The sequence below is a fragment of the Nocardioides sp. Root151 genome (assembly GCF_001427925.1).
GTDB lineage: Bacteria > Actinomycetota > Actinomycetes > Propionibacteriales > Nocardioidaceae > Nocardioides.
In genome coordinates this window covers 421,195-439,841 of sequence record NZ_LMGG01000005.1, presented here as the reverse complement: position 1 = coordinate 439,841, position 18,647 = coordinate 421,195, and the positions used below count along the sequence as shown (strand labels likewise).

At 66.4% G+C, this 18,647-nt stretch carries 24 protein-coding genes and 1 pseudogene; 17 read left to right on the top strand and 8 right to left on the bottom strand.

What is annotated here, in order from left to right:
* Positions 1-83: 83 nt before the first annotated feature.
* From ASD66_RS25720 to ASD66_RS17255, 4 genes are all read left to right on the top strand, one after another.
* Complete coding sequence (locus ASD66_RS25720; protein ID WP_056684094.1) at positions 84-533, top strand: DUF6153 family protein; 450 nt, start codon at positions 84-86, stop codon at positions 531-533.
* An 87-nt stretch (positions 534-620) separates the two neighbouring features.
* Positions 621-1,229 carry a DUF305 domain-containing protein gene (locus ASD66_RS17265; RefSeq protein WP_056684091.1) on the top strand — a complete coding sequence of 203 codons (609 nt, stop codon included), beginning with the start codon at positions 621-623 and terminating at the stop codon, positions 1,227-1,229.
* 96 nt (positions 1,230-1,325) lie between these two features.
* Positions 1,326-2,183, top strand: coding sequence for a F510_1955 family glycosylhydrolase (locus ASD66_RS17260; protein ID WP_057294154.1), 858 nt, complete (start codon positions 1,326-1,328; stop codon positions 2,181-2,183).
* 43 nt (positions 2,184-2,226) lie between these two features.
* Complete coding sequence (locus tag ASD66_RS17255; RefSeq protein ID WP_056684085.1) at positions 2,227-3,015, top strand: DUF3152 domain-containing protein; 789 nt, start codon at positions 2,227-2,229, stop codon at positions 3,013-3,015.
* 40 nt (positions 3,016-3,055) lie between these two features.
* Here ASD66_RS17255 and ASD66_RS25375 read toward each other — a convergent pair whose 3' ends face one another.
* A complete protein-coding gene (locus ASD66_RS25375; RefSeq protein WP_056684082.1) occupies positions 3,056-3,241 on the bottom strand; it encodes a heavy-metal-associated domain-containing protein in 186 nt (61 codons plus the stop codon).
* Between the two features lie 182 nt (positions 3,242-3,423).
* Positions 3,424-5,424: a heavy metal translocating P-type ATPase gene (locus ASD66_RS17245; RefSeq protein WP_056684079.1), complete on the bottom strand. Its 2,001-nt coding sequence runs from the start codon at positions 5,422-5,424 to the stop codon at positions 3,424-3,426.
* A 305-nt stretch (positions 5,425-5,729) separates the two neighbouring features.
* On the opposite strand from ASD66_RS17245, the gene ASD66_RS17240 reads away from it, so the two are divergent.
* The 7 genes from ASD66_RS17240 (at position 5,730) to ASD66_RS25035 (ending at position 12,020) form a co-directional block, all read left to right on the top strand.
* Positions 5,730-6,092 carry an ArsR/SmtB family transcription factor gene (locus ASD66_RS17240; RefSeq protein ID WP_056684076.1) on the top strand — a complete coding sequence of 121 codons (363 nt, stop codon included), beginning with the start codon at positions 5,730-5,732 and terminating at the stop codon, positions 6,090-6,092.
* Positions 6,089-6,817 (top strand): cation diffusion facilitator family transporter, encoded by a 729-nt coding sequence (locus tag ASD66_RS17235; protein WP_082563899.1) that lies wholly within the window; start codon positions 6,089-6,091, stop codon positions 6,815-6,817. The genes ASD66_RS17240 and ASD66_RS17235 overlap by 4 nt, the downstream gene beginning before the upstream one ends.
* Positions 6,818-7,006: 189 nt before the next feature.
* Positions 7,007-7,537 (top strand): NUDIX domain-containing protein, encoded by a 531-nt coding sequence (locus tag ASD66_RS17230; protein WP_056685201.1) that lies wholly within the window; start codon positions 7,007-7,009, stop codon positions 7,535-7,537.
* Between the two features lie 157 nt (positions 7,538-7,694).
* Complete coding sequence (locus ASD66_RS17225; protein WP_056891696.1) at positions 7,695-9,626, top strand: DUF262 domain-containing protein; 1,932 nt, start codon at positions 7,695-7,697, stop codon at positions 9,624-9,626.
* Positions 9,627-9,683: 57 nt separating this feature from the next.
* Positions 9,684-10,487, top strand: a complete 804-nt coding sequence (locus ASD66_RS17220; RefSeq protein WP_056684070.1) for a protein kinase domain-containing protein — start codon at positions 9,684-9,686, stop codon at positions 10,485-10,487.
* Between the two features lie 536 nt (positions 10,488-11,023).
* Positions 11,024-11,524 carry a dihydrofolate reductase family protein gene (locus tag ASD66_RS17215; RefSeq protein ID WP_200950097.1) on the top strand — a complete coding sequence of 167 codons (501 nt, stop codon included), beginning with the start codon at positions 11,024-11,026 and terminating at the stop codon, positions 11,522-11,524.
* 211 nt (positions 11,525-11,735) lie between these two features.
* On the top strand, positions 11,736-12,020 hold the full coding sequence (locus tag ASD66_RS25035; RefSeq protein WP_056684065.1) for a hypothetical protein: 285 nt from the start codon (positions 11,736-11,738) through the stop codon (positions 12,018-12,020).
* 242 nt (positions 12,021-12,262) lie between these two features.
* Here ASD66_RS25035 and ASD66_RS24800 read toward each other — a convergent pair whose 3' ends face one another.
* A complete protein-coding gene (locus tag ASD66_RS24800; RefSeq protein ID WP_056684062.1) occupies positions 12,263-12,742 on the bottom strand; it encodes a GNAT family N-acetyltransferase in 480 nt (159 codons plus the stop codon).
* 144 nt (positions 12,743-12,886) lie between these two features.
* Here ASD66_RS24800 and ASD66_RS24795 point away from each other — a divergent pair, with 144 nt between their 5' ends.
* From ASD66_RS24795 to ASD66_RS17190, 4 genes and pseudogenes are all read left to right on the top strand, one after another.
* Positions 12,887-13,237 carry a hypothetical protein gene (locus ASD66_RS24795; protein ID WP_056684060.1) on the top strand — a complete coding sequence of 117 codons (351 nt, stop codon included), beginning with the start codon at positions 12,887-12,889 and terminating at the stop codon, positions 13,235-13,237.
* Positions 13,234-13,671: a MerR family transcriptional regulator gene (locus tag ASD66_RS17200; protein ID WP_056684057.1), complete on the top strand. Its 438-nt coding sequence runs from the start codon at positions 13,234-13,236 to the stop codon at positions 13,669-13,671. Before ASD66_RS24795 ends, ASD66_RS17200 begins: the two co-directional genes overlap by 4 nt.
* Positions 13,668-13,955: a hypothetical protein gene (locus tag ASD66_RS17195; protein ID WP_056684054.1), complete on the top strand. Its 288-nt coding sequence runs from the start codon at positions 13,668-13,670 to the stop codon at positions 13,953-13,955. The genes ASD66_RS17200 and ASD66_RS17195 overlap by 4 nt, the downstream gene beginning before the upstream one ends.
* A 13-nt stretch (positions 13,956-13,968) precedes the next feature.
* Positions 13,969-14,304: pseudogene (locus ASD66_RS17190) on the top strand (YnfA family protein).
* Positions 14,305-14,635: 331 nt separating this feature from the next.
* Here the strand turns inward: ASD66_RS17190 and ASD66_RS17185 are convergent.
* The gene (locus ASD66_RS17185) at positions 14,636-15,271 is read right to left on the bottom strand and encodes a TetR/AcrR family transcriptional regulator (RefSeq protein WP_082563898.1); all 636 of its coding nucleotides are present in this window, start codon (positions 15,269-15,271) and stop codon (positions 14,636-14,638) included.
* 67 nt (positions 15,272-15,338) lie between these two features.
* Here ASD66_RS17185 and ASD66_RS17180 point away from each other — a divergent pair, with 67 nt between their 5' ends.
* Positions 15,339-15,773 (top strand): ester cyclase, encoded by a 435-nt coding sequence (locus ASD66_RS17180; RefSeq protein WP_056684051.1) that lies wholly within the window; start codon positions 15,339-15,341, stop codon positions 15,771-15,773.
* 35 nt (positions 15,774-15,808) lie between these two features.
* On the opposite strand, the gene ASD66_RS17175 is transcribed toward ASD66_RS17180, so the two are convergent.
* The 3 genes from ASD66_RS17175 to ASD66_RS17165 all read right to left on the bottom strand — a co-directional run bounded on the left by ASD66_RS17175 (position 15,809) and on the right by ASD66_RS17165 (position 17,088).
* Complete coding sequence (locus ASD66_RS17175) at positions 15,809-16,234, bottom strand: DUF309 domain-containing protein (RefSeq protein WP_056684048.1); 426 nt, start codon at positions 16,232-16,234, stop codon at positions 15,809-15,811.
* A 226-nt stretch (positions 16,235-16,460) separates the two neighbouring features.
* A complete protein-coding gene (locus tag ASD66_RS17170) occupies positions 16,461-16,754 on the bottom strand; it encodes a DUF1330 domain-containing protein (RefSeq protein WP_056684045.1) in 294 nt (97 codons plus the stop codon).
* Between the two features lie 58 nt (positions 16,755-16,812).
* Positions 16,813-17,088, bottom strand: coding sequence for a nicotinate-nucleotide diphosphorylase (locus ASD66_RS17165; RefSeq protein WP_056684042.1), 276 nt, complete (start codon positions 17,086-17,088; stop codon positions 16,813-16,815).
* Positions 17,089-17,198: 110 nt separating this feature from the next.
* On the opposite strand from ASD66_RS17165, the gene ASD66_RS17160 reads away from it, so the two are divergent.
* Complete coding sequence (locus tag ASD66_RS17160) at positions 17,199-17,561, top strand: MarR family winged helix-turn-helix transcriptional regulator (protein ID WP_056684039.1); 363 nt, start codon at positions 17,199-17,201, stop codon at positions 17,559-17,561.
* Between the two features lie 71 nt (positions 17,562-17,632).
* Here the strand turns inward: ASD66_RS17160 and ASD66_RS17155 are convergent, their stop codons facing one another.
* Positions 17,633-18,643: a hypothetical protein gene (locus tag ASD66_RS17155; RefSeq protein ID WP_156388758.1), complete on the bottom strand. Its 1,011-nt coding sequence runs from the start codon at positions 18,641-18,643 to the stop codon at positions 17,633-17,635.
* Between the last annotated feature and the right edge of the window lie 4 nt (positions 18,644-18,647).

Genomic DNA, 18,647 nt, shown 5'->3' with positions numbered 1-18,647 from the left:
GACTCCGCGGCCCGCTCACGGCATCACGTGTGTAACGGAGCATGCGTGAACTGCGCTCGACGAACTAGTTACACTCGGCCTCAATGCTGAGGTTCCCCGCGGTCATGTCGAGCGCCCCCGGCCGGTCGCTGGCTAAGCTGCTGGTCCTGGTTGGCGTGCTCGCAGGACTGTTGGCCATGCACGGGCTCACGAACCACGGTGCAGCGGGCCACGAGGCTGGCAACGATGGCCTTGGCGCGAGTGCGACGAGCATGGAACCGGGTATGTCACACGCCGGTGATGCGTCCGCTGATGCCTCCCTCACAGAGTCGCCGAGCGGCGATCCGGAGAAGGGTTCCCGGGGCGGTATGGCCATGGTCGGTCTGTGCCTGGCTGTCCTGGTCGGCTTCGTGATCGGATACGTCCTTCGTCGACCTACACACGTGGTGTTGTTCCGTGTACCGCGAGCGCTGCGTGTGGCTGCGATCCCGGTGACCGCCACCCGGGACCGGGATCCTCCTTGCCTGTTTGAGCTCTCTGTCCTGCGGACGTGAGGGGCACGCAACCCGGCCGACGCTGAACGCGCGGTCGGGCTGCTGACGCGCGCCCACACCTTCACGTACCGCCCACAGGAGAACCCCATGATCAAGAAACTTTCAGTACTGACCGCGCTGCTCGTCGTCCTCGCCACCCTCACCGCGTGCGGAAACGACGAAGACCACGGCCAGGCACACGACACGAAGACCGCCGCAGGCGGTAGCGAGTTCAACGACGCGGACGTCGCCTTCGCCACGGACATGATGCAGCACCACGCCCAAGCCTTGGTGATGGTCGACATGACCATGGGCCGCAAGCTCGACCCTGTAGTCAAGGACCTCGTCGAGGCGATCCGCACCGCACAGGCTCCCGAGATCGAGCAGATGACCGACTGGCTCACCGAGTGGGACCAGCCGGTCCCCGAGACTGCCCGGGACCACGCCAACGCCCACGGCGAGGGCGACATGGAGATGGACCCCGAGATGCCGGGGATGATGTCGGCCGACGAGATGGCCGCCCTCGAGGCCGCGGACGGGGCCGAGTTTGAGCGGATGTGGCTGGAGATGATGATCGAGCACCATGAGGGCGCGGTCGAGATGGCCAAGTCTGAGCAGGCCGAGGGCGTCAACAAGGACGCGATCGAGATGGCCAAGTCGATCGAGTCCTCCCAGCAGGACGAGATCGCGACCATGGAGAAGCTGCTCGCCTCCTGATCTCCACGACTCCTGGGCCGGCCGTGTCCCCCGTGCACGGCCGGCCCAGGTCCTCGCCTTCTCTCGACCTACCCCGAACCCTTTTGGAGATGCACCATGCTGCGTGCTTGCTCTGTACTCGCTGCCACTCTCATCGCCCTACCCCTTGTGGCCGGCTGCGCCGGCAACAACGACACCAGAAACGTCACCCAGCCCGAGAAGCAAGTCCTCGGGCATGTCCACGGAATCGGCGTGGATCCCGCCGACGGCGCCCTCTACGCCGCCACACACGTCGGCGTGATGCGCATTGAAGACAATGGTTCCCTGACCCGCATCGCGGACCGCTGGCAGGACACCATGGCGTTCACAGTCGTCGGCCCCGGCCGTTTCCTGGGTAGCGGACATCCGGACCTGCGCGAAGACCTGCCCCCGCACCTGGGTCTGATCGAGACGGTGGACGCTGCCGAGACCTGGTCCAGCCTCTCGCTGCTCGGCGAGGCCGACTTCCACGCCCTCGATGTCGCCGGCAAACGGATCTATGCCTACGACGCCATGTCGAACCAGCTCTTGACCAGCACCGACAAGAAGCGCTGGTCGGCGCTCTCCCGGGGACAGGTCACTGACCTGGTGATCAACCCGGACAACCCACGACAGGTCCTGGTGGCCTCACCCACGGGCCGGCTTCAACAACGCAGACTCGGACAACGCGCGGCCACCACCTTGCGCGATGCGCCGCCGCTGCAGTACCTGGCCTGGCCTGAGCCCGGAGAGTTGGCCGGAATCGCCCCCACCGGGGAGGTCTACGCGAGCACCGACGGCGGAGATACCTGGACCGTCCGCGGGATCGTCCCGGGGGTGCCCGCCGCCTTCGACATTGCTGGCCGTGTCTGGCACGCAGCAAGCGACCAAGGCCTCTACAGGTCTCAGGACGGCGGGAACACCTGGGAACCACTGGTGCGGATTGCTACCCCATGAGTGTCACGCGCACGATGGGCGTCCTCATTGAGATCCCTCTGCAATGACCGGAGCCCACCGCAGCGGCACCCACAGACACCGCGGGCGGCGAGCCGCACCCGGGCCGTGGAAGACATCGATCGGGTACGCCGTCCTGATGGTCGTGCTCCTCGGCACGGGCGTGTGGATGGGGGCTGGAGCGACACTCCAGCCCCGCACCCAGGGTGCCTCAGACGTGCCGACGCGGCAGGAGTCACCCCAGATCGCGGCACCGGGTCCGGGCGTGGTGAGGATGGCGCGCCCGATGCGCCTCGACCCGCTCGTGCCTGGGCGGGGCACCGGTCGCTTCAGCATCGCGGGATCCGCTGGGTCCAGCACTGGGCCGGACCCGCTGCGGTACTCGGTGGAGGTCGAAGGCGGCCTCGAGGTTGCACCCGCGGTGTTCGCCCAGACCGTCGAGGCCGTCCTCGCGGACTCCCGGGGCTGGCGAGGCATCGGCGACTACGAGTTCGAGCGGGTCGACGAGGGTGTCGAGGTGCGCATCCTGCTCGCGACCCCCGCCACCGTCGATGAGTTGTGTGCACCCCTGGAGACCAACGGGGAGGTCTCGTGTCGCAACCTCGACCGGGTCGTCATCAACGCCAAGCGCTGGTTCTTCGGCGCCGCACCTTTCAACAGGCCACTGGAGCAGTACCAGCAATACGTGATCAACCACGAAGTCGGCCATGCCTTGGGGTACCCCCACCAGGCCTGTCCCGAAGCGGGAGACCCGGCGCCTGTCATGCTCCAACAGACCCTGGGCCTGCAGGGCTGCACACCCAACCCGTGGCCGGTCGCGGGGCCTCCGCGATGACCGTCAGGGCGGCATGGAGGCCGGACACATAGGCGGAGCGCTATCCCATCTGATAGCCCGCCTCACGCACGGCAGCAGTGACCGCGTCACCGGAGACGGGTCCGCTCGACGAGATGACCGTGACACGTCTGTTGGCCAGGTCGACCGTGACGTCGCTGACTCCTTCGATCTGCTGGATCGCCCCGGTCACCGAGGTCACGCAGTGCCCGCAGGTCATGCCGGTCACCGTGAACTCAGTGGAAGTCTGCGGGGCTTGGGCGGAGGAGGGGGGCGTCGCGGTCGAAGATTCTGACTCGGTGGAACAAGAGCACGCGGTGCACATGGTGTTTCTCCTGGTGTGGCAGTGGTGGGTGGTCTCAGCGCTGGGTGGGAAGCCCAGTGGGTGTGCCGGGGCTGGTCGGAGTGTCATCAGTCGTGAATCGGCACGTCCCCCTTGTCTTGATGGGGAACGTCCAGGGGTGCGGCGGCGTCCGGGCTGAGGTCGAGCCGGCGCAACAGTTGTGCGTTGAGGGCGACCACCACAGTGGAGGCCGACATCAGGACCGCACCAACCGACATCGGCAACAAGAAGCCGAGGGGTGCCAGCACGCCAGCGGCCAGCGGGACCGCCACCAGGTTGTAGCCGGCTCCCCAGGCCAGGTTCTGCACGCTCTTGCGGTAGGTCGCCCGGGAGAGTTCCATCACCGAGATCACCGAGCGCGGGTCGTCGGAGGCGAGGATGAGACCTGCCGATCCGATGGCTACGTCGGTACCGGCGCCGATCGCGATGCCGACGTCGGCCTGAGCCAGGGCCGGTGCGTCGTTGACTCCGTCGCCGACCATCGCGACCCGGCGTCCTTCGGCCTGCAGGGAGGCAACCGTCGATGCCTTGTCCTCTGGCCGTACGCCGGCGTAGTAGCGGTCGATGCCGAGCTCGGCGGATACGGTCGCGGCGACAGCCTCGGCGTCGCCGGTGATCATGACGACCTCCACGCCACGCTCGTGCAGCGCTCGGACCGCGGCGTGGGACTCTGCCCGGATCTCATCATCCAAACGCAGTGCGCCGACAACGGTGCCGTCGAGGACGACGTGCAAGATGATTGCGCCCTCCTTGCGCCATTCATCGGAGATGGGCAACTCGCGGCCGGTCACTTGTTCGAGAAGTGCTGGGCCGCCGACTTGAACCGTCCGACCCTCCACAGTCGCGGAGACGCCGACCGCGGGGGAAGAGCTGAAGTCCCGTGCACGGAGCACGTCGACCGAACCGTCGACCGAGGCGCGGACGATCGCGCGGGCGAGCGGGTGTTCAGAGTCGGCCTCAGCGGCAGCCGCCAGGGCCAGCACCCGATCCCGGTCGAGGTCGGCATCGGCTGCGGGCTCAACGGCGACGAGGGTGGGCTCACCCTTGGTCAGGGTGCCGGTCTTGTCGAAGAGCACGGTGTCGACCCCACGCATGGCCTCCATCTCCAGGCGGTCCTTGACCAACACCCCGCCGCGCGCAGCCCGCTCGGTTGCGATCGAGATGACCAGTGGAATGGCCAGACCCAGTGCGTGGGGGCAGGCAATGACCAACACCGTGATGGTGCGGATGACACCTTCATCAGGCAACCCGATGGCAGCCCAGACGATGGCGGTGAGAACACCAGATCCCAGGGCGAACCAGAAGAGCCAGCCCGCCGCGACATCAGCCAAGCGCTGCGCCCGCGACCCGGAACCCTGTGCGTCCGCAACAAGCCTCTGAATACCCGCCAGAGCGGTCTCCTCACCGGTCGCAGTGACCTCCACGCGAAGGCCGGAGTCAGTGGCCACCGTCCCGGCCACCACGTGGTCCCCGCCCGCGCGACGCACCGCGCGTGACTCTCCCGTGATCATCGACTCATCCACCGAGGCAGACCCCTCGACGATACGACCATCAGCGGGCACACTCCCGCCCGGACGAACGATCACGACATCGCCGACAACCAGCTCACCCGGCGCAATCACAACGACCTCGTCGCCCTCGAGACGCTCGGCCTGATCGGGAAGAAGCGCCGCCAGCGAGTCCAACGCCGAGGTGGTCCGTGCCAGGGAACGCATTTCCACCCAGTGGCCCAACAACATGATGACCACCAGTAAGGCCAACTCCCACCAGAAGTCGAGGTGGTGCGCCAGCAGGCCCGTGGTGGCGCCCCACGACGCGAGGAACGCGACCGTGATGGCCAGCGCCACCAACAACATCATCCCGGGCTGACGGCCCCGGATCTCCTCCACAGCACCCATCAGGAACGGACGGCCGAACCAGAAGAAGAGAAGCGTCCCAAGTGCCGGGGAAACCCAGTCGACGCCGGGAACATCGGGAAGCTCATACCCGAGGAGATCGGCGAACATTCCCGACAAGAGCACCGTCGGCACCGCGACCACCAAGGAACCCCAGAACAACCGACGGAACATTGCCACATGGCCTCCGTCGCCACTGTGACCACCATGTCCACTGTGTCCCGCAGAAGCGTCGTGATGAACCGGGTGCTGGTGGTCGTGGTGGACATCTTGGTCAGCGTGGATCTCGCCAGGGCTGGGCATCGCGATTCCCTCCATCAATTGGCTCTCAAAGACTCACCTCACCATATACCCCCGGGGGGTATAGATCAATCTCGCGAACCCGCATCGCCCACGCCTCAGTCGATCGCCGTCATGGATACCCTGTGGCAGAACATGCCATATGGCGTTAATATCGTCACATGGCGATGATAGAGTCGATGACCGCGCAACCCTCCCAAGGGCTCGAGGAGACCACCGCAGCCCGCGCCGCGGCCTGCCTGTTCCGCGGCATGGGCGACCCGTCGCGAGTGGCGATCCTGCGTCACCTGCTGCTCGGTGAGCACAACGTGACCGAGCTGACCACCCACCTCGGACTGGCCCAGTCCACGGTCTCCAAACACCTCGCATGCCTGCGCGACTGCGGCCTGGTGGAGTCCCGTCCGGCCGGTCGTGCCTCGGTGTTCTCGCTGACCCATCCCGACCCGGTTCTGAGAGTGTTCGCCGCCGCCGAGGAGTTGCTCGCGGCCACCGGCGACGCAGTCGTGCTGTGCCCCACCTACGGCGAAGGAGTCGCACGATGAGCAGTCACGTCCACGTGGCGACGTACGTGGACGACCCCGACCGACGCCGGCAACTCGGTCGTCGGGCCCAACTCCTGGCGGCCGCCTCGGTCTCCTACAACGTGATTGAAGCGGTCATCGCCATCACCGCCGGCCTCGTGGCCGGGTCGATCGCCCTGGTCGGATTCGGGCTCGACTCCGTGGTCGAGGTCAGCAGTGGACTGATCATCCTGTGGCAGTTCCGCCACCCCCTGCCCGAGTCACGGGAGCGCCGCGCTCTTCGACTGATGGCACTCTCCTTCTTCGCGCTCGCCGCCTACGTGAGCGTCGAGTCCCTGCGTGCCCTGGTCGGTGGCCACGACCCCGACGCCTCGCCCGTCGGCATCGTGCTGGCCGCAGCATCGCTGGTGATCATGCCGTTCCTGTCCTGGGCACAACGGCGCACCGGCAAGAGCCTGGGATCGAACGCTGTGGTAGCCGACTCCACGCAGACCTTGCTGTGCACCTACCTCTCCGCGGTACTCCTGGTCGGCCTGATCCTCAACGCCACACTCGGCTGGTCCTGGGCCGACCCGATCGCAGGGCTGGTCATCGCCGCGGTCGCCGCGCGGGAAGGACTCGAGGCCTGGCGCGGCGAGGGCTGTGCCTGCGCGCCGACCCCACTACAGAACTCCAGCCCTGATGTCACCACAGGCGACACGTGTGCAGACAACTGCTGCGCACACGACGAGGGCTACCACAGATAGTCCGCGTGCACTTTGCCCGCAGTCCGGCCAAGGCCCTGATCCGCTAAAGTCGCCCGGCTGAGTCCCGTCAATCTTTCCTGCGTCTCGACAGATGTCGAGATGCAGCGAAGATTGACAAACCGTTGTCATTGTCAAGATCTACTCGCGCGGTAGACATTCGTTGGCTGGTGCACACTGGCTCATGTGGAGATGCTCAGCAGCAGGCAGGTGTACGCCGACGCGTGGCTGTCCGTGCGCCAAGACAGAGTTCGCCGTTTGGATGGCTCAAGTGGCGACTACAGCGTGGTCGAATCAGCCGACTGTTCGCTCGTGATCCCCCTCGACGGGGACCGGGTGCGCCTGGTTGAGCAGTACCGCTACCCGGTGGCTGGTCGCCGTTGGGAGTTCCCTTCGGGCAGCACCGACCAGTCCGACATCGACGCGAGCGCGGTCGCGGCACGCGAGTTGCGTGAGGAGACGGGGCTGATCGCCACCACTCTGCGCTCACTGGGCAGCCTCGACACGATGCCGAGCACCCTGAGCCAGCAGTGCAAAGTGTTCTTGGCGACAGGCCTCACGCAAGCGAGTCCTCAGCCGGAACCCGAGGAACAAGACATGCGGTCGGCCTGGTTCACCAGGTCCCAGGTCGAGCGCCTCATCACCGAGGGCACCATCTCCGATGCGAAGTCCATCGCCGCGTACGCACTACTGCTGCTGATCGAGTCCGCTTCTCCGGAATGACTGCCCGGCACGATCAGGTGACAACCGAGCGGCCTAGTCAGTTCACGGCGATCGCTGCGGTGTCGCGAGGCAGGCGCACCTTGAAGTGATTCTGAACTACTGACGCCTGCGATTGCGCAGTCTAAGGTCGAAGCAGCCCACCCCAGCGAGGAGCCGCATGCAAGCCGGAGACGTAAAGCTCGGGTCGATCTTCTTCGACAACCACCGCTATGAGATCCCGATGTTCCAGCGGCCCTACGTATGGGGCGAGGAGTACAACTGGACTTCACTGTGGGACGACATCGCAGCCGCTGCCGAAAGCGTGGTCGATGACATGGTCAGCGGAGAGTGGCCGGACGAGCCGCCAACTTACTTCCTCGGTGCCATCGTGGTGAAGGCGACTCCGAACCATCCGCAGCGACTCGGCGGGTCGATTCTTGTTGATGGACAGCAGAGGCTGACCACGTTGCAGGTGATGTTGGCGGCGGCGCGCTCCATCGCTGTCGAGCTCGGAGCCGAGAGCGCGGCGGGCCGGTTTGAGGAGTGGGTTGAGAACAGCGCGAAGGCGGTCCACGAGAAGTGGCCCGACGATAAGTACAAGCTGTGGCCGCTGCCTCAGGATCGGCCGCAGTACTTGTGGGCGGTGCGGCACCCAGACGATGAGTCACCATGTCCGGACGCTGCCCACCGGATCTCGGAGGCTCGGCTGTGGTTCGAAAATGCGATTCGGGAGTGGGCGACGTGCGATGGCGACCCGAGTGACCGGCTGGACGCACTGCACAGTGCCTTGGAGAATCGCATCGCCCTGGTTCGCATCACCTTGGAGAAGACGGACAACGCTCAGGTCATCTTCGAGGCCCTCAACCACCGTGGTGTCGAGCTCTCACAATCCGACCTGATCAAGAATCTGCTCTTCCGCATGGTCGAGGACCAGGGCCAGCGACACCTCTCCGAGTCGTTGCTCGTTGACCACTGGTTGCCACTCGACGGCCGCAGATGGCGTGCGGAGACGATCACCGGTCGTATCAAGCGCAGCCTGCTTGATCAGGTGGCGGCCTACTGGCTCACAGCTCGACGACTCGAAGTCGTCTCGGTCGAGCGACTCTTCGACGAGTTCAAAGCGTGGTTCCTCGAGGGTGGCCTGAACGCGGGCAACGTCATCAAGGAGATCCGCCGGTATGCCGACCTGTACGACGCTCTCGTCAACGATCCGCCCGATGAGCCCACGGCAACGCTCGTGGATCTCGTCATCGCGACCAAGACCAACACCGCGTGGCCCCTTATCCTCGGCATCTACGCTGACGACCGTGTCTCCCAGGCGCAACGCCAGAAGGCCTCCGAGGCTCTGACTTCGTACCTCACCCGTCGGATGTTGTGCGGTCTGACGACGAAGGACTACAACCGCATCTTCGTTGCTGTACTCAAGAGTGCGAGCCAACGTGCCGCCGAGGATGGATTGGCTGGTGACGAGATTGAAGAGCAACTGGCTCACTTGGCCGGCGAGTCTCGCAACTGGCCCGACGACGGTGAGTTTGTGGCTTGCATCTTCGGATCCAACTTCTATGCTCTGAGCAGGCCGCGCCAGCGGGCCTTCTTTGCCGGCATTGAGAACCACCTCCGCGACAACAAGGCCGAGGACGCCACTCCAATCCGAGCCCGGTGGGAGTACCTCAACATCGAGCACGTCATGCCGCAGAAGTGGCGAGAGCACTGGCCATTGCCGGACCCGGACGACGGGGACGATGCCGCGAAGCGAGAGCAGGCAATTAACACCGTCGGCAATCTCACGCTCACCAATGGGCGCCTCAACTCTCAGATGCGCAACGAGGCCTGGCCGACCAAGAAGCCGGCACTCCAGCAGAAGAGCACCATGCTCATCACCACCGCCTCGATCCTGTCTGCCCCAACGGGCGTCGACAGAGACGACGCAGCAGTCTGGGCTGCCGAGTGGACCGAAGACCGCATCGCCAGGCGCAGCGTGTACCTGACACAGATGGCGCTCAAGGTTTGGCCGCGGCCCGACATCGAGGTCACCGAAGAAGAAACCGACGAGCCCGACGAGTTGGACGACCCTGACGGCGGAGACGCCAACGACGAAGAGCAGGAGTAACCGGGTACTCCCACTGCCCGGTGCCGACTGGACATCATCATTGAAAGGACGCCGAGCATGCGACGACTCCCCGTAGGCACCGTTATCGAGAACCAAGTCAGTGGCACCGCCTACCGAATCCAGGCCTTCCTGGGGGAGGGTGGGTTCGGCGCTGCCTACGGCGCCTTCCACATCGACGACGACGGTGACGAGTATGGCGAACCGGTGTGCCTGAAGTTCACCTCGGACGCCCGCGTTTGGCACGGCGAAGCCTTCTTCGCGGGCCTGTTACACGACCACACGAACGTCGTCCGTCAGCGAGACGCCTTCCCCACGATGGTGGTTGACGGGCGCGGCACGAGGATGGTCTTCGCGATCGAGATGGACTACATGGATACCGGCACGGTCAGGGACGCCTGCTACGACGGTCGCCTGCCCTGGCCAGAGGACCGCGTGGTCAGAAAAATTCGGGGCTTGCTGCAACCGCTGTCGCTGCTCCACAACATGGGGACCTCACATCGAGACATCACGCCGGGCAACGTCTACGTCGCAAACCGGGCCGTGCTCAAGCTGGGCGACTTCGGCATCACCAAGACTGGCTTCAAGAAGCTGGGAGTCCGCGCCGATGCCATGGCGCCCTACTACGCGCCAGCCGACATCGGCGCCTTCTGGCGCCCCGCCGACGACATCTACCAGGTCGGCCTGCTGATGATCACGCTCCTATCCGGCGAGGAGACTGGCAACTCCGTCCGAAAGGTCGAGGTCAACCCCCTCACGAGCCGCGACTACGGTCTGCGCGAAGCCATCAAGAAGGCTATCTCCGTAAAGTCCCAGCGCCCGCAGACCGCCGCAGAGTTGGCCGACCTCCTACCGAGACGCTGAGGGCACATCACTCTGCTGGACTCCACTTGAGTGGCACCCTGTCTCCTCGCGGCCACCAAGGAACTGAAGTCAGGGCTCGGGATCCAGTCGCCCGTTCTCTAGGCCAGCTCCCAGATTGGGGAGGTCGGCATTACACCCATTGACTGGGATCGAGCTCCGCGCGACACCTCACCTTCGGACACCCGTACTTTGACGACGTCGTCCGTTCGCCCCAGTTTTGTCAAAGATCCCCGCGAGAGGTTCGTCAATGGTTACTGCATCTCGACATGACGTTGTTGTCGAGATGAGCGATCTTTGACGGGCTGTCGTCGTAGTCAAACAATTGACGTCATGTCGCACTGAGGGCCTGTGAGGACGCGAGAAACCGGCTCCCGATTGGCTCGCGTCTCGTGGTGCCTGGGGTTCTTGATCATTGCCGTCGAACCGCGCGCTCATGCCGAGGACAGCGCGGCGGGTCGACCCACCATCTCCGACGGGCGATGAGTTTGCGGAGTGGTTCGGGTCGGACCCTGTAGCCGTCCCGGAAGGAGCCCCCCATGCGCGTCTTGGTCGTCAACCACGTCACCCTCGACGGGGTCCTGCAGGGGCCGGGCCGCCCCGACGAGGACACTCGCGACGGCTTCCGGCACGGGGGGTGGGCGCAGCAGGCGGCGAACGCCCCGGAGATAACCACCGCACTCAGTGAGCGGATGGGAAATAGGTTCTCCTGGCTGTTCGGCCGGCGCAGTTACGAGGACATGCTCGGCCACTGGAACGAGGTCGGCGGCCCGTTCAAGGACGGCCTGAACCAAACGACGAAGTACGTCGCCTCCTCCAGTCCTGACATCAACCTGCCTTGGCCGAACTCCATCCTGCTGAGCGGCGACGTCCCTGCCGCGGTCAGCGCCCTGCGCGAGCAGCCCGGCGGCAACCTCGTGATCATGGGTAGCGGTCAGCTCATCCGTTCCTTGGTCCCCCACGCGCTGGTCGACGAGCTGTTCCTGATGATCCACCCGGTCGTGCTTGGCTCTGGCCGGCGCCTGTTCGGTCCGACGTAGGGCCGGATTGCGCTAACGCTCGTCGACAGTGCCACCACGTCCACCGGCGTGATCATGGCGACCTACCGCCCTTGACTGTCTCAACTCCCGAGCGCGGAGGTCACGAACGCCGGCACCGCGTTGACCCCATCCCACGGGCGAGGCCAACTGATGGCAGGCGCCGCCGTCCGAACATGGTGCTCGTCGAATCCGACGTCAGCACGCTCTCTCTATGCCGCTGATCGGGCGCTTCCCCTGGGCGCGCCTCTTGATCAGCGCCGCCGAACCGCGCGCTCATGCCGAGAGTCGGGCTCGGTGCGTGCTCGCCGAGCCGTGCAAGACGCTAGAGTCGAACGCGCTGAAGGCAGGAGGAAGCATGGAAGACGACAAGCCACCATCGCCCGGATATCTGTGGCGACCCGGCTCCTCGCCTCAGGACAACCCACTCCACATCGTTGTTGCCATCGTCATCGGTCTCGTGCTCGTGGGCGTAGTCGTCCTCGCAATGCTCACCTGACGCGCTGCTCCGAGTACCTAGCGCGGGCGTGTGCAGACTCCTCCCCGACCTTGCTGCGATCAGTACGGCGCCGTAGCGTCCGCTCGTGCCGCAGACAGTACGGCGGCATAGTGTCCGCTACTGCCGCATTGCGCGCACTCTGCTCTCGGCGTAGCCGAGCCCTGGTCTGTCAAAGTTGCCCGCCTGAGACCCGTCAATCTCCGCTGCGTCTCGACAGCCCAACAACAACACACTGCCGCGGGTCACTCCACGAGCTGCATCTCCTCGACCCGCAGCTCCGACCCTTCCCGAAGTGGCTCCCGCACGCCGGTCGGCTGGAAGCCGTGGGCGACATACAGCCGGCGTGCGGCCTGGTTGTCCTCGGTCACCTGCAGCCGTACGCCGAGGTCGCGGTCGCGGCACCAGTTCACCAGGTCGGCGAGGAGCCCGCCGCCGCACCCACGGCCGCGGGCCTCGGGCGCCGTCCACATGCCCCAGATTTCGGCAACGGCGCTGTCCGGGGGCGTGAACACACCACCCATCGCGACCGCTCGGCCGTCCTCCAGCACCACCAGGACCAGTGCAGAGCCCTCGGCCCGCTGCCGCCAGACGTTCTCCGTGAACGCCCGCGCCTCGGCGAGCGTCGTTCTGAAGGCGTCGGGAGAGTCGGCCAGCGCCCGCACACTGACGTCGCGGAGCAGCGACCAGTCAGCAGCGGTGATGCTGCGCACATCGAGGTTCACGGCACCGAGGTTGCCAGCAAACCGCGTCGTATTGCCACCAGATTTCAACGCGGCTCCTGGCCAATGAGCGCTCGCCTCAAGGCGGGCAGTTGCTGGCACCGCAGGCTTGCATCCCGTACCTGGGTCCGGGTTTATCGTCGGGGCATGACGACGAATCTCATCCACGACGACTGGGTCCCTGAGGCCTGCACCCTCCCAACCGTCGAGCAGCCCGTGCGCCGGAGCGAGTTCGACGACCTGTTCGCCAGAGATGTCCTCGCGGTCTTCCGGGAGTCGCCGAACCGGATCCGACTCGAGTTGCGCTCGGACCCGGCGACTGCAGCGCGGGCCGCAGACCTGGCCGCGAAGGAGGCAGGCTGCTGCTCGTTCTTCTCCTTCCAGCTCGTCATCGCCGAAGGCCAGGTGTCGCTGGCCATCGAGACGACACCGGCGCATCAGCCCGTGCTTGAAGCGTTCGGCGCCCGCGCCGAGTCCCGAGCAGGAGCAGCCTCGTGAGCACCGGCCTGCGGGCCGGGCAGGTGGCTGACGCGGCGGGTGTGAACGTGGAGACGCTGCGCTACTACGAGCGACGCGGGATCATCCCAGAACCCGACCGCAGCTTGGGCGGTCACCGTCTCTACTCGGATGCCACCGTGACGACTCTGCGGGTCATCAAGGCGGCGCAGCGGTTAGGGTTCACGCTCGCTGAGGTGACCGAACTCCTCGAAGCAGGCCGCCACCACCACGGCACTGCTGGAGGCCTGCAGTCCCGCACCGACGCCAAGCTCGCTGAAGTCGACCAGAAGATCGCCGACCTGCAAGTGATTCGGACCAGTCTGATCGCTGCGCGTGACGCCGGCTGCGACGACCTGATCCATTGCGCCGAGTCGGACTGCTGCCCGATCCCCTTCGTCCAGATCGTAACCGTGCCTGAGGCGAGCAAGCCGTGAAGGTCTCCCTCAAGGACCGTCACCTCTACGGCGCCGGGGCGGCAGCCTGCACAGTCTGTTGCGCCGCGCCGATCCTTACCCTGCTTGGGATCGCCGGTGCCGCAGCCACGGTCGCGACCTTCGTCTTCGCCGGCACCGTGTTCGCCCTGGTCGTCGCAATCGGGTCCGTGCTCGCGGTGTGGAGCAGGCGGCACCAGGAGCCTCGACCGTCCGACAGTGTCCATCCCAGACCCGTGCACCTCGAGCTCGCCACCACCAGGACCGAACCGCCCGGCGCGGACTGACATGATCGCCGCCATGGACGTCATGCGCTCGCTCTCACTGTTCGTCGCTGCCGCGGTCGCCGAGATCGGCGGGGCATAGCTGGTCTGGCAGGGCGTCCGTGAGCACCGTGGCATGGTCTGGATCGGCGCCGGGATCATCGCGCTCGGGCTTTACGGCTTCGTCGCCACACTCCAACCCGACGCCAACTTCGGCCGTATTCTCGCCGCCTACGGCGGTGTATTCGTCGCCGGTTCGCTTGCCTGGGGCATGGCGCTGGACGGATTCAAACCCGACCGATGGGACATCGCCGGAGCACTGGTTTGCCTCGTCGGCGTCGCGATCATCATGTACGCACCGCGAGACGCCTGACACCGCCACCGCCAACACATGAGCCCACCGGCGCCGCCGAACGCTACTTTGATGAGGACACGAAAGAGACCCCGATCCGTCAATGTTGCCGGCTGAACCTACGTCGCCATGGACAATCTTTTGACGTCGTGACGTGCTGGGTCGGTGGCGTGACGTGAGCCGCGCGTCCCCGAGCGGACATCACGGACCAGGCAGGGTGGGCATCACGAGAGTCCGATGATTCTGCTGGCGTGTGCCTCGCCTCATCCTGCTGAACGGCACGCCGGGCATCGGAGAGTCGCCGCTGGCGAGCCGGTCATCGCGGGAGCTCAGTCCGGCACGAGTGGTCGGCTCAGCCGAACAACGCGATGAGCTGTCCGGCGAGCCAGGCTTCGTACTCGGCCGGCGACCAGCCCCGGCGGCGTACCAGCCGGTCGTAGCAGTCCGGGGAGTTCAAGGTCCACACCGCGTCGATCAATCGGTGGAGGCCGTGTTCATCCGGGGACTGTTCCGGGAGGCCGATCCGGTCGCGCATTCCAGTGATCGCGTGGGTGGTGCCGACGTACCGTTCCTGCTCGATGGTCGCCATGAACTCGAGCAGTGTGGCATCCGTGCCGTGTGCCAACAGTGCCCCGAGCAGCGGTCCCGCCCGGCCCGAGAGCACCCGAATCCACGCTGCGTACGCGCGCGCGAACGCAGGCCGGTCGACAGAGTCGAACATCGCCCGGAACTCCGGCCGATCGCTCATCGGCACCTCAGCGTCGTCGCCGGCCATCATCTGGTCGTAGACCGCCTTCACCACGGCCGCCTTGTTGCCGACAGAGTTGTAGACCGTCTGCGGGCTCACGCCTGCGGCCGCCGCCAGCGAGGTCACGGTCATGCTGGCGTACCCGTCGTGGAGGAGCAGGTCACGTGCGGTCTCCACGAGCGACGTCCGGGTCCGCTGCGCTCCCTGGACACGGGTGGGGCTGTCGTAGGCCCTTGCCATCTGTCGCTCCAGTTCACTAGATTGCAATTCCAATGGAATGTCATTCCAATGTTCAAGGAGTCTAGCCATGAATCTGAATCCGGCGCAGGCGGCGGCGCTGCGCGTCTTCGACGCCATCAACTCCGGTGATCTCGACTGCCTCGACGAGCTGGTCACCGACGACTTCGTCGACCACGGCTCCCCGTTCCCCCTCCCGCCCGGCCCGATCGGTTACCGGCAGATCCTCACCTTCGTCACCCAGGTTCTTCGGATCCGATACGACGTGGAGGACGTGTTCTCGACCCAGGACCGGGTCGTGGTTCGAGCGACGGCACGCGGCGCCGGAGTGGAGGCGGTGCACGGACCGGGTGTGGAGGGCCGTGGCTACTCGATGACCACCGTGCACATCTATCGCACCGAGGGCGATCGGCTCGCCGAGCACTGGGGCGTGCGCGACGAGTACGGAGCGCGCGTCCAGCTCGGCACGATTGCCGCGCCGGACCCGGCAGCGCTGAGCCGGTGACCCGAGCCGACGGCCACCTGAGGAGCAGGTCGATGTCAATCGGTCCCGGCCATGCGGCGGATCCGCGTCCGGAACTCCGTCAGGTCCAGCCCGTACGTCGGACCGCCGGCGGCGGCGTAGCGCTCAAGCCGGCCGTTGCCGCGTTCGAGCAGCCGCCCGGCGCCGGTGGCGTTGCCGCGGAGGGCGTGGGTCAGCCCCACGCACAGCTGGGCCAGTCCCTGCCAGAGGTCGTGCTCGGCGTCAGGGGCGTCCTTCCAGCGGGCCTCGAAGACCTCGTGGGCCGAGAACGGCCGGCCCTGGTCCAGCAGCTCGATGGCGAATCGCACTGTCTGCAGGGGCGGTAGGGGATCTTCGGAGACCGGCTCGACGCCCTCAGCGCCGTACGGCAGCGGTCGGCCGAGCTCGTCGCGCGGCCTGGCCTGGCGTGGCCGGCCCTCCTCGTCGCGATCCCTGGTCACCATGGGGCCACCCTGTCGCCCCGCACGAGCACAGGCAAGCCGGAGGACGGCGACATGCTGGCAGGACGACACCAACTGGGGGATCCGCAGCGAGATCAGGAGTCCTGGGTGGCGAGGGAGTGGACGCCGCCGCAGGACTCGGCAAGTTCTGTTCCGAACAACTCTGCGGGGGTGTGCGCGCCGGGTACGCCCTGGCCGACGGCCAGCCGCGACGCGGCCCGCGGGCCGGTCAGTCGATGCCCTCGACGATACGGAAGTCGCGCTCGACGCTGTCGGACAGGGCGCCCAGCGCCTCCTGGTAGGCCACGCTCTCGTACGTCGCGACGGCCTGCTCGAAGCTGTCGAACTCGACCAGAACGACGCGCTGCGTGGTCCCGGACTCGTGGGCGACGACTCGACCGTCACGGGACAGGGTGCGCCCGCCCCCAGCCTGGACGGCCGTTCGGGCCAGCTCGTTGTAGGCGGTCAGCCTGTCCGGGTCGGAAATGGTGCGGTAGACGCTGACCCAGTAGCCCTTGGCCATGGAAACCTCCTGTGATCGGCCGGACACGTCCGGCTTCGAACTGACAGCCAGGGCGCGTTCACGCATGAGGTGCCGTCGGCGTCAACAACAGACTGAGGTCGAAGGCCGGCGCGCTGTGGGTGATGGCGCCGACGGATATCGCGTCGACCCCGGTCTCCGCGACGGCCCTCACCGTGTCCAGCGTGATGGATCCAGACGCCTCGAGTCGGGGCCCATCCGGCCCGCGCATGGTCACGATGTCCCGCATGTCTTCGAGGGACATGTTGTCCAGCATGATCCACTCGACTCCCGCGCGGAGCGCCTCGATGGCCTGGGCCTTCGACTCGACCTCCACCTCGACGGCGACGCCCCGCGCGTCAAGCCGTTAATCGTGGCGCTTCCACTGCGATCGGATCGGCCCTCTACGGGCTGGCCACCAGGGCTGTGAGACGCCAGCCGCGCGGCATGAGCATCACGTCCGCCGCCACCCTGGCCACCCTGCACAGGTCCGGTCCGCGGCGGATCACCGATCTGGCCGTGATCGAGGGGGTCACCCAGCCAGCAATGACCGTCCTGGTCCGGGTGCTGGAGGAGTCCGGACTGGTCGAGAGGACGGGCGACGCGTCCGACAAGCGGGTCACGCTGGTGTGCCTGACCGAGGCCGGCGCGTCGTACGTCGAGACGCGGCGCCAGGCTGGCGTCGATGCGTTCGCGCGGCTGATCGACGAACTCGCCGAGGACGAAATCGAGGCCCTGGTGGCGGCGCTTCCGGCGCTGGTGCACCTGGCAGAGCTCGAGAACGAGGACCGGGAAGGGCCGAAGCGGTGACGAGGCGCACCCTGGAGCGCTCCGAGGCGCCCGGTCACCCCAAGGACGCGTCCGACGAGGGCAACTCGCGCTCAGCGTTGCTCCCAGATCTCGTTGATCTCGACGAGGTCCTCTGCCTCGACGCCGTCCACCCGGCCCAGGTTGCGGGCCACGTGGTCCATGGAATCCCTGGGATCCCACCCCGCCAAGGGGATCCCGTCGCGGACCACGATCGTGGCGGAGCCGTCGTCGCTGAGGAACACGAGGCGGTACTTGAGGGCGACTGGCTCGGAGAAGTCGTCCACCTGGTTGCGTGGGTGGCCCTCCAGCATCTCCCCGTCCTGCCCCGGCGTGCAGGTCCATCCGCTCGGGCAGACCTTGGCGCGCTCGGCGTCCGGCACGTAGTAGCCGGTGATCGTGATGCCGTCCTCTAGCTCGACGGTGGCGCCGATGCTGCCTTCGCCGTACTCACCGGCGTCGACCTCAAATGCAGCCATCCTGTGCTGGGTCTGGTGCACCGTGGTCAGGTGGTGGGCGATCGTCTGGGGCGTCCGTTCGGTGGGCTCCTCGGCCCAGCCCGGCACGTCGACCTCGGTCAGCTCCGTGGTCGTGGTGGTGCCGAACCGTTCGTCAGTGACGATCGCGACCATGTCGTCGACGTCCACACCGAGGTCGAGGTCTCGCGGGTCGGCGGTGATGGAGTCGCCGGCATAGTAGGCGACGTTGACGCCTTCATCGGATGCGAAGGTGACGATGACGAGGCCGGGGTCCTCCTCCGGTTCCTCGTCCTCCCAATAGAGCTGTACGTCGCCGGCGTCAGTGCTGATGGTCGTGCAGGTTCCGCGGTCGTCGCAGGGCTCGTCCCCTGATCCGGGGTCCTCCTTCACGCCGACGCCCAGCCGCTGGTGGCCGTTGTCGAACTCGATCGATGCCCCGATGTCACCGTCCTCGGTCGACCCTTCCACAAGTGTTGGCTCGATGCCGGTGTGCTCGAGGGCCACGGCCGCCAGGGCCTCGGGGGTCGCCGTCACCTGGTCGTCGTCGTCGCATCCGCCCATCAACACGAGCGCCGCCATCGTCATCCCCGCCATGACCCGATTCATGGGC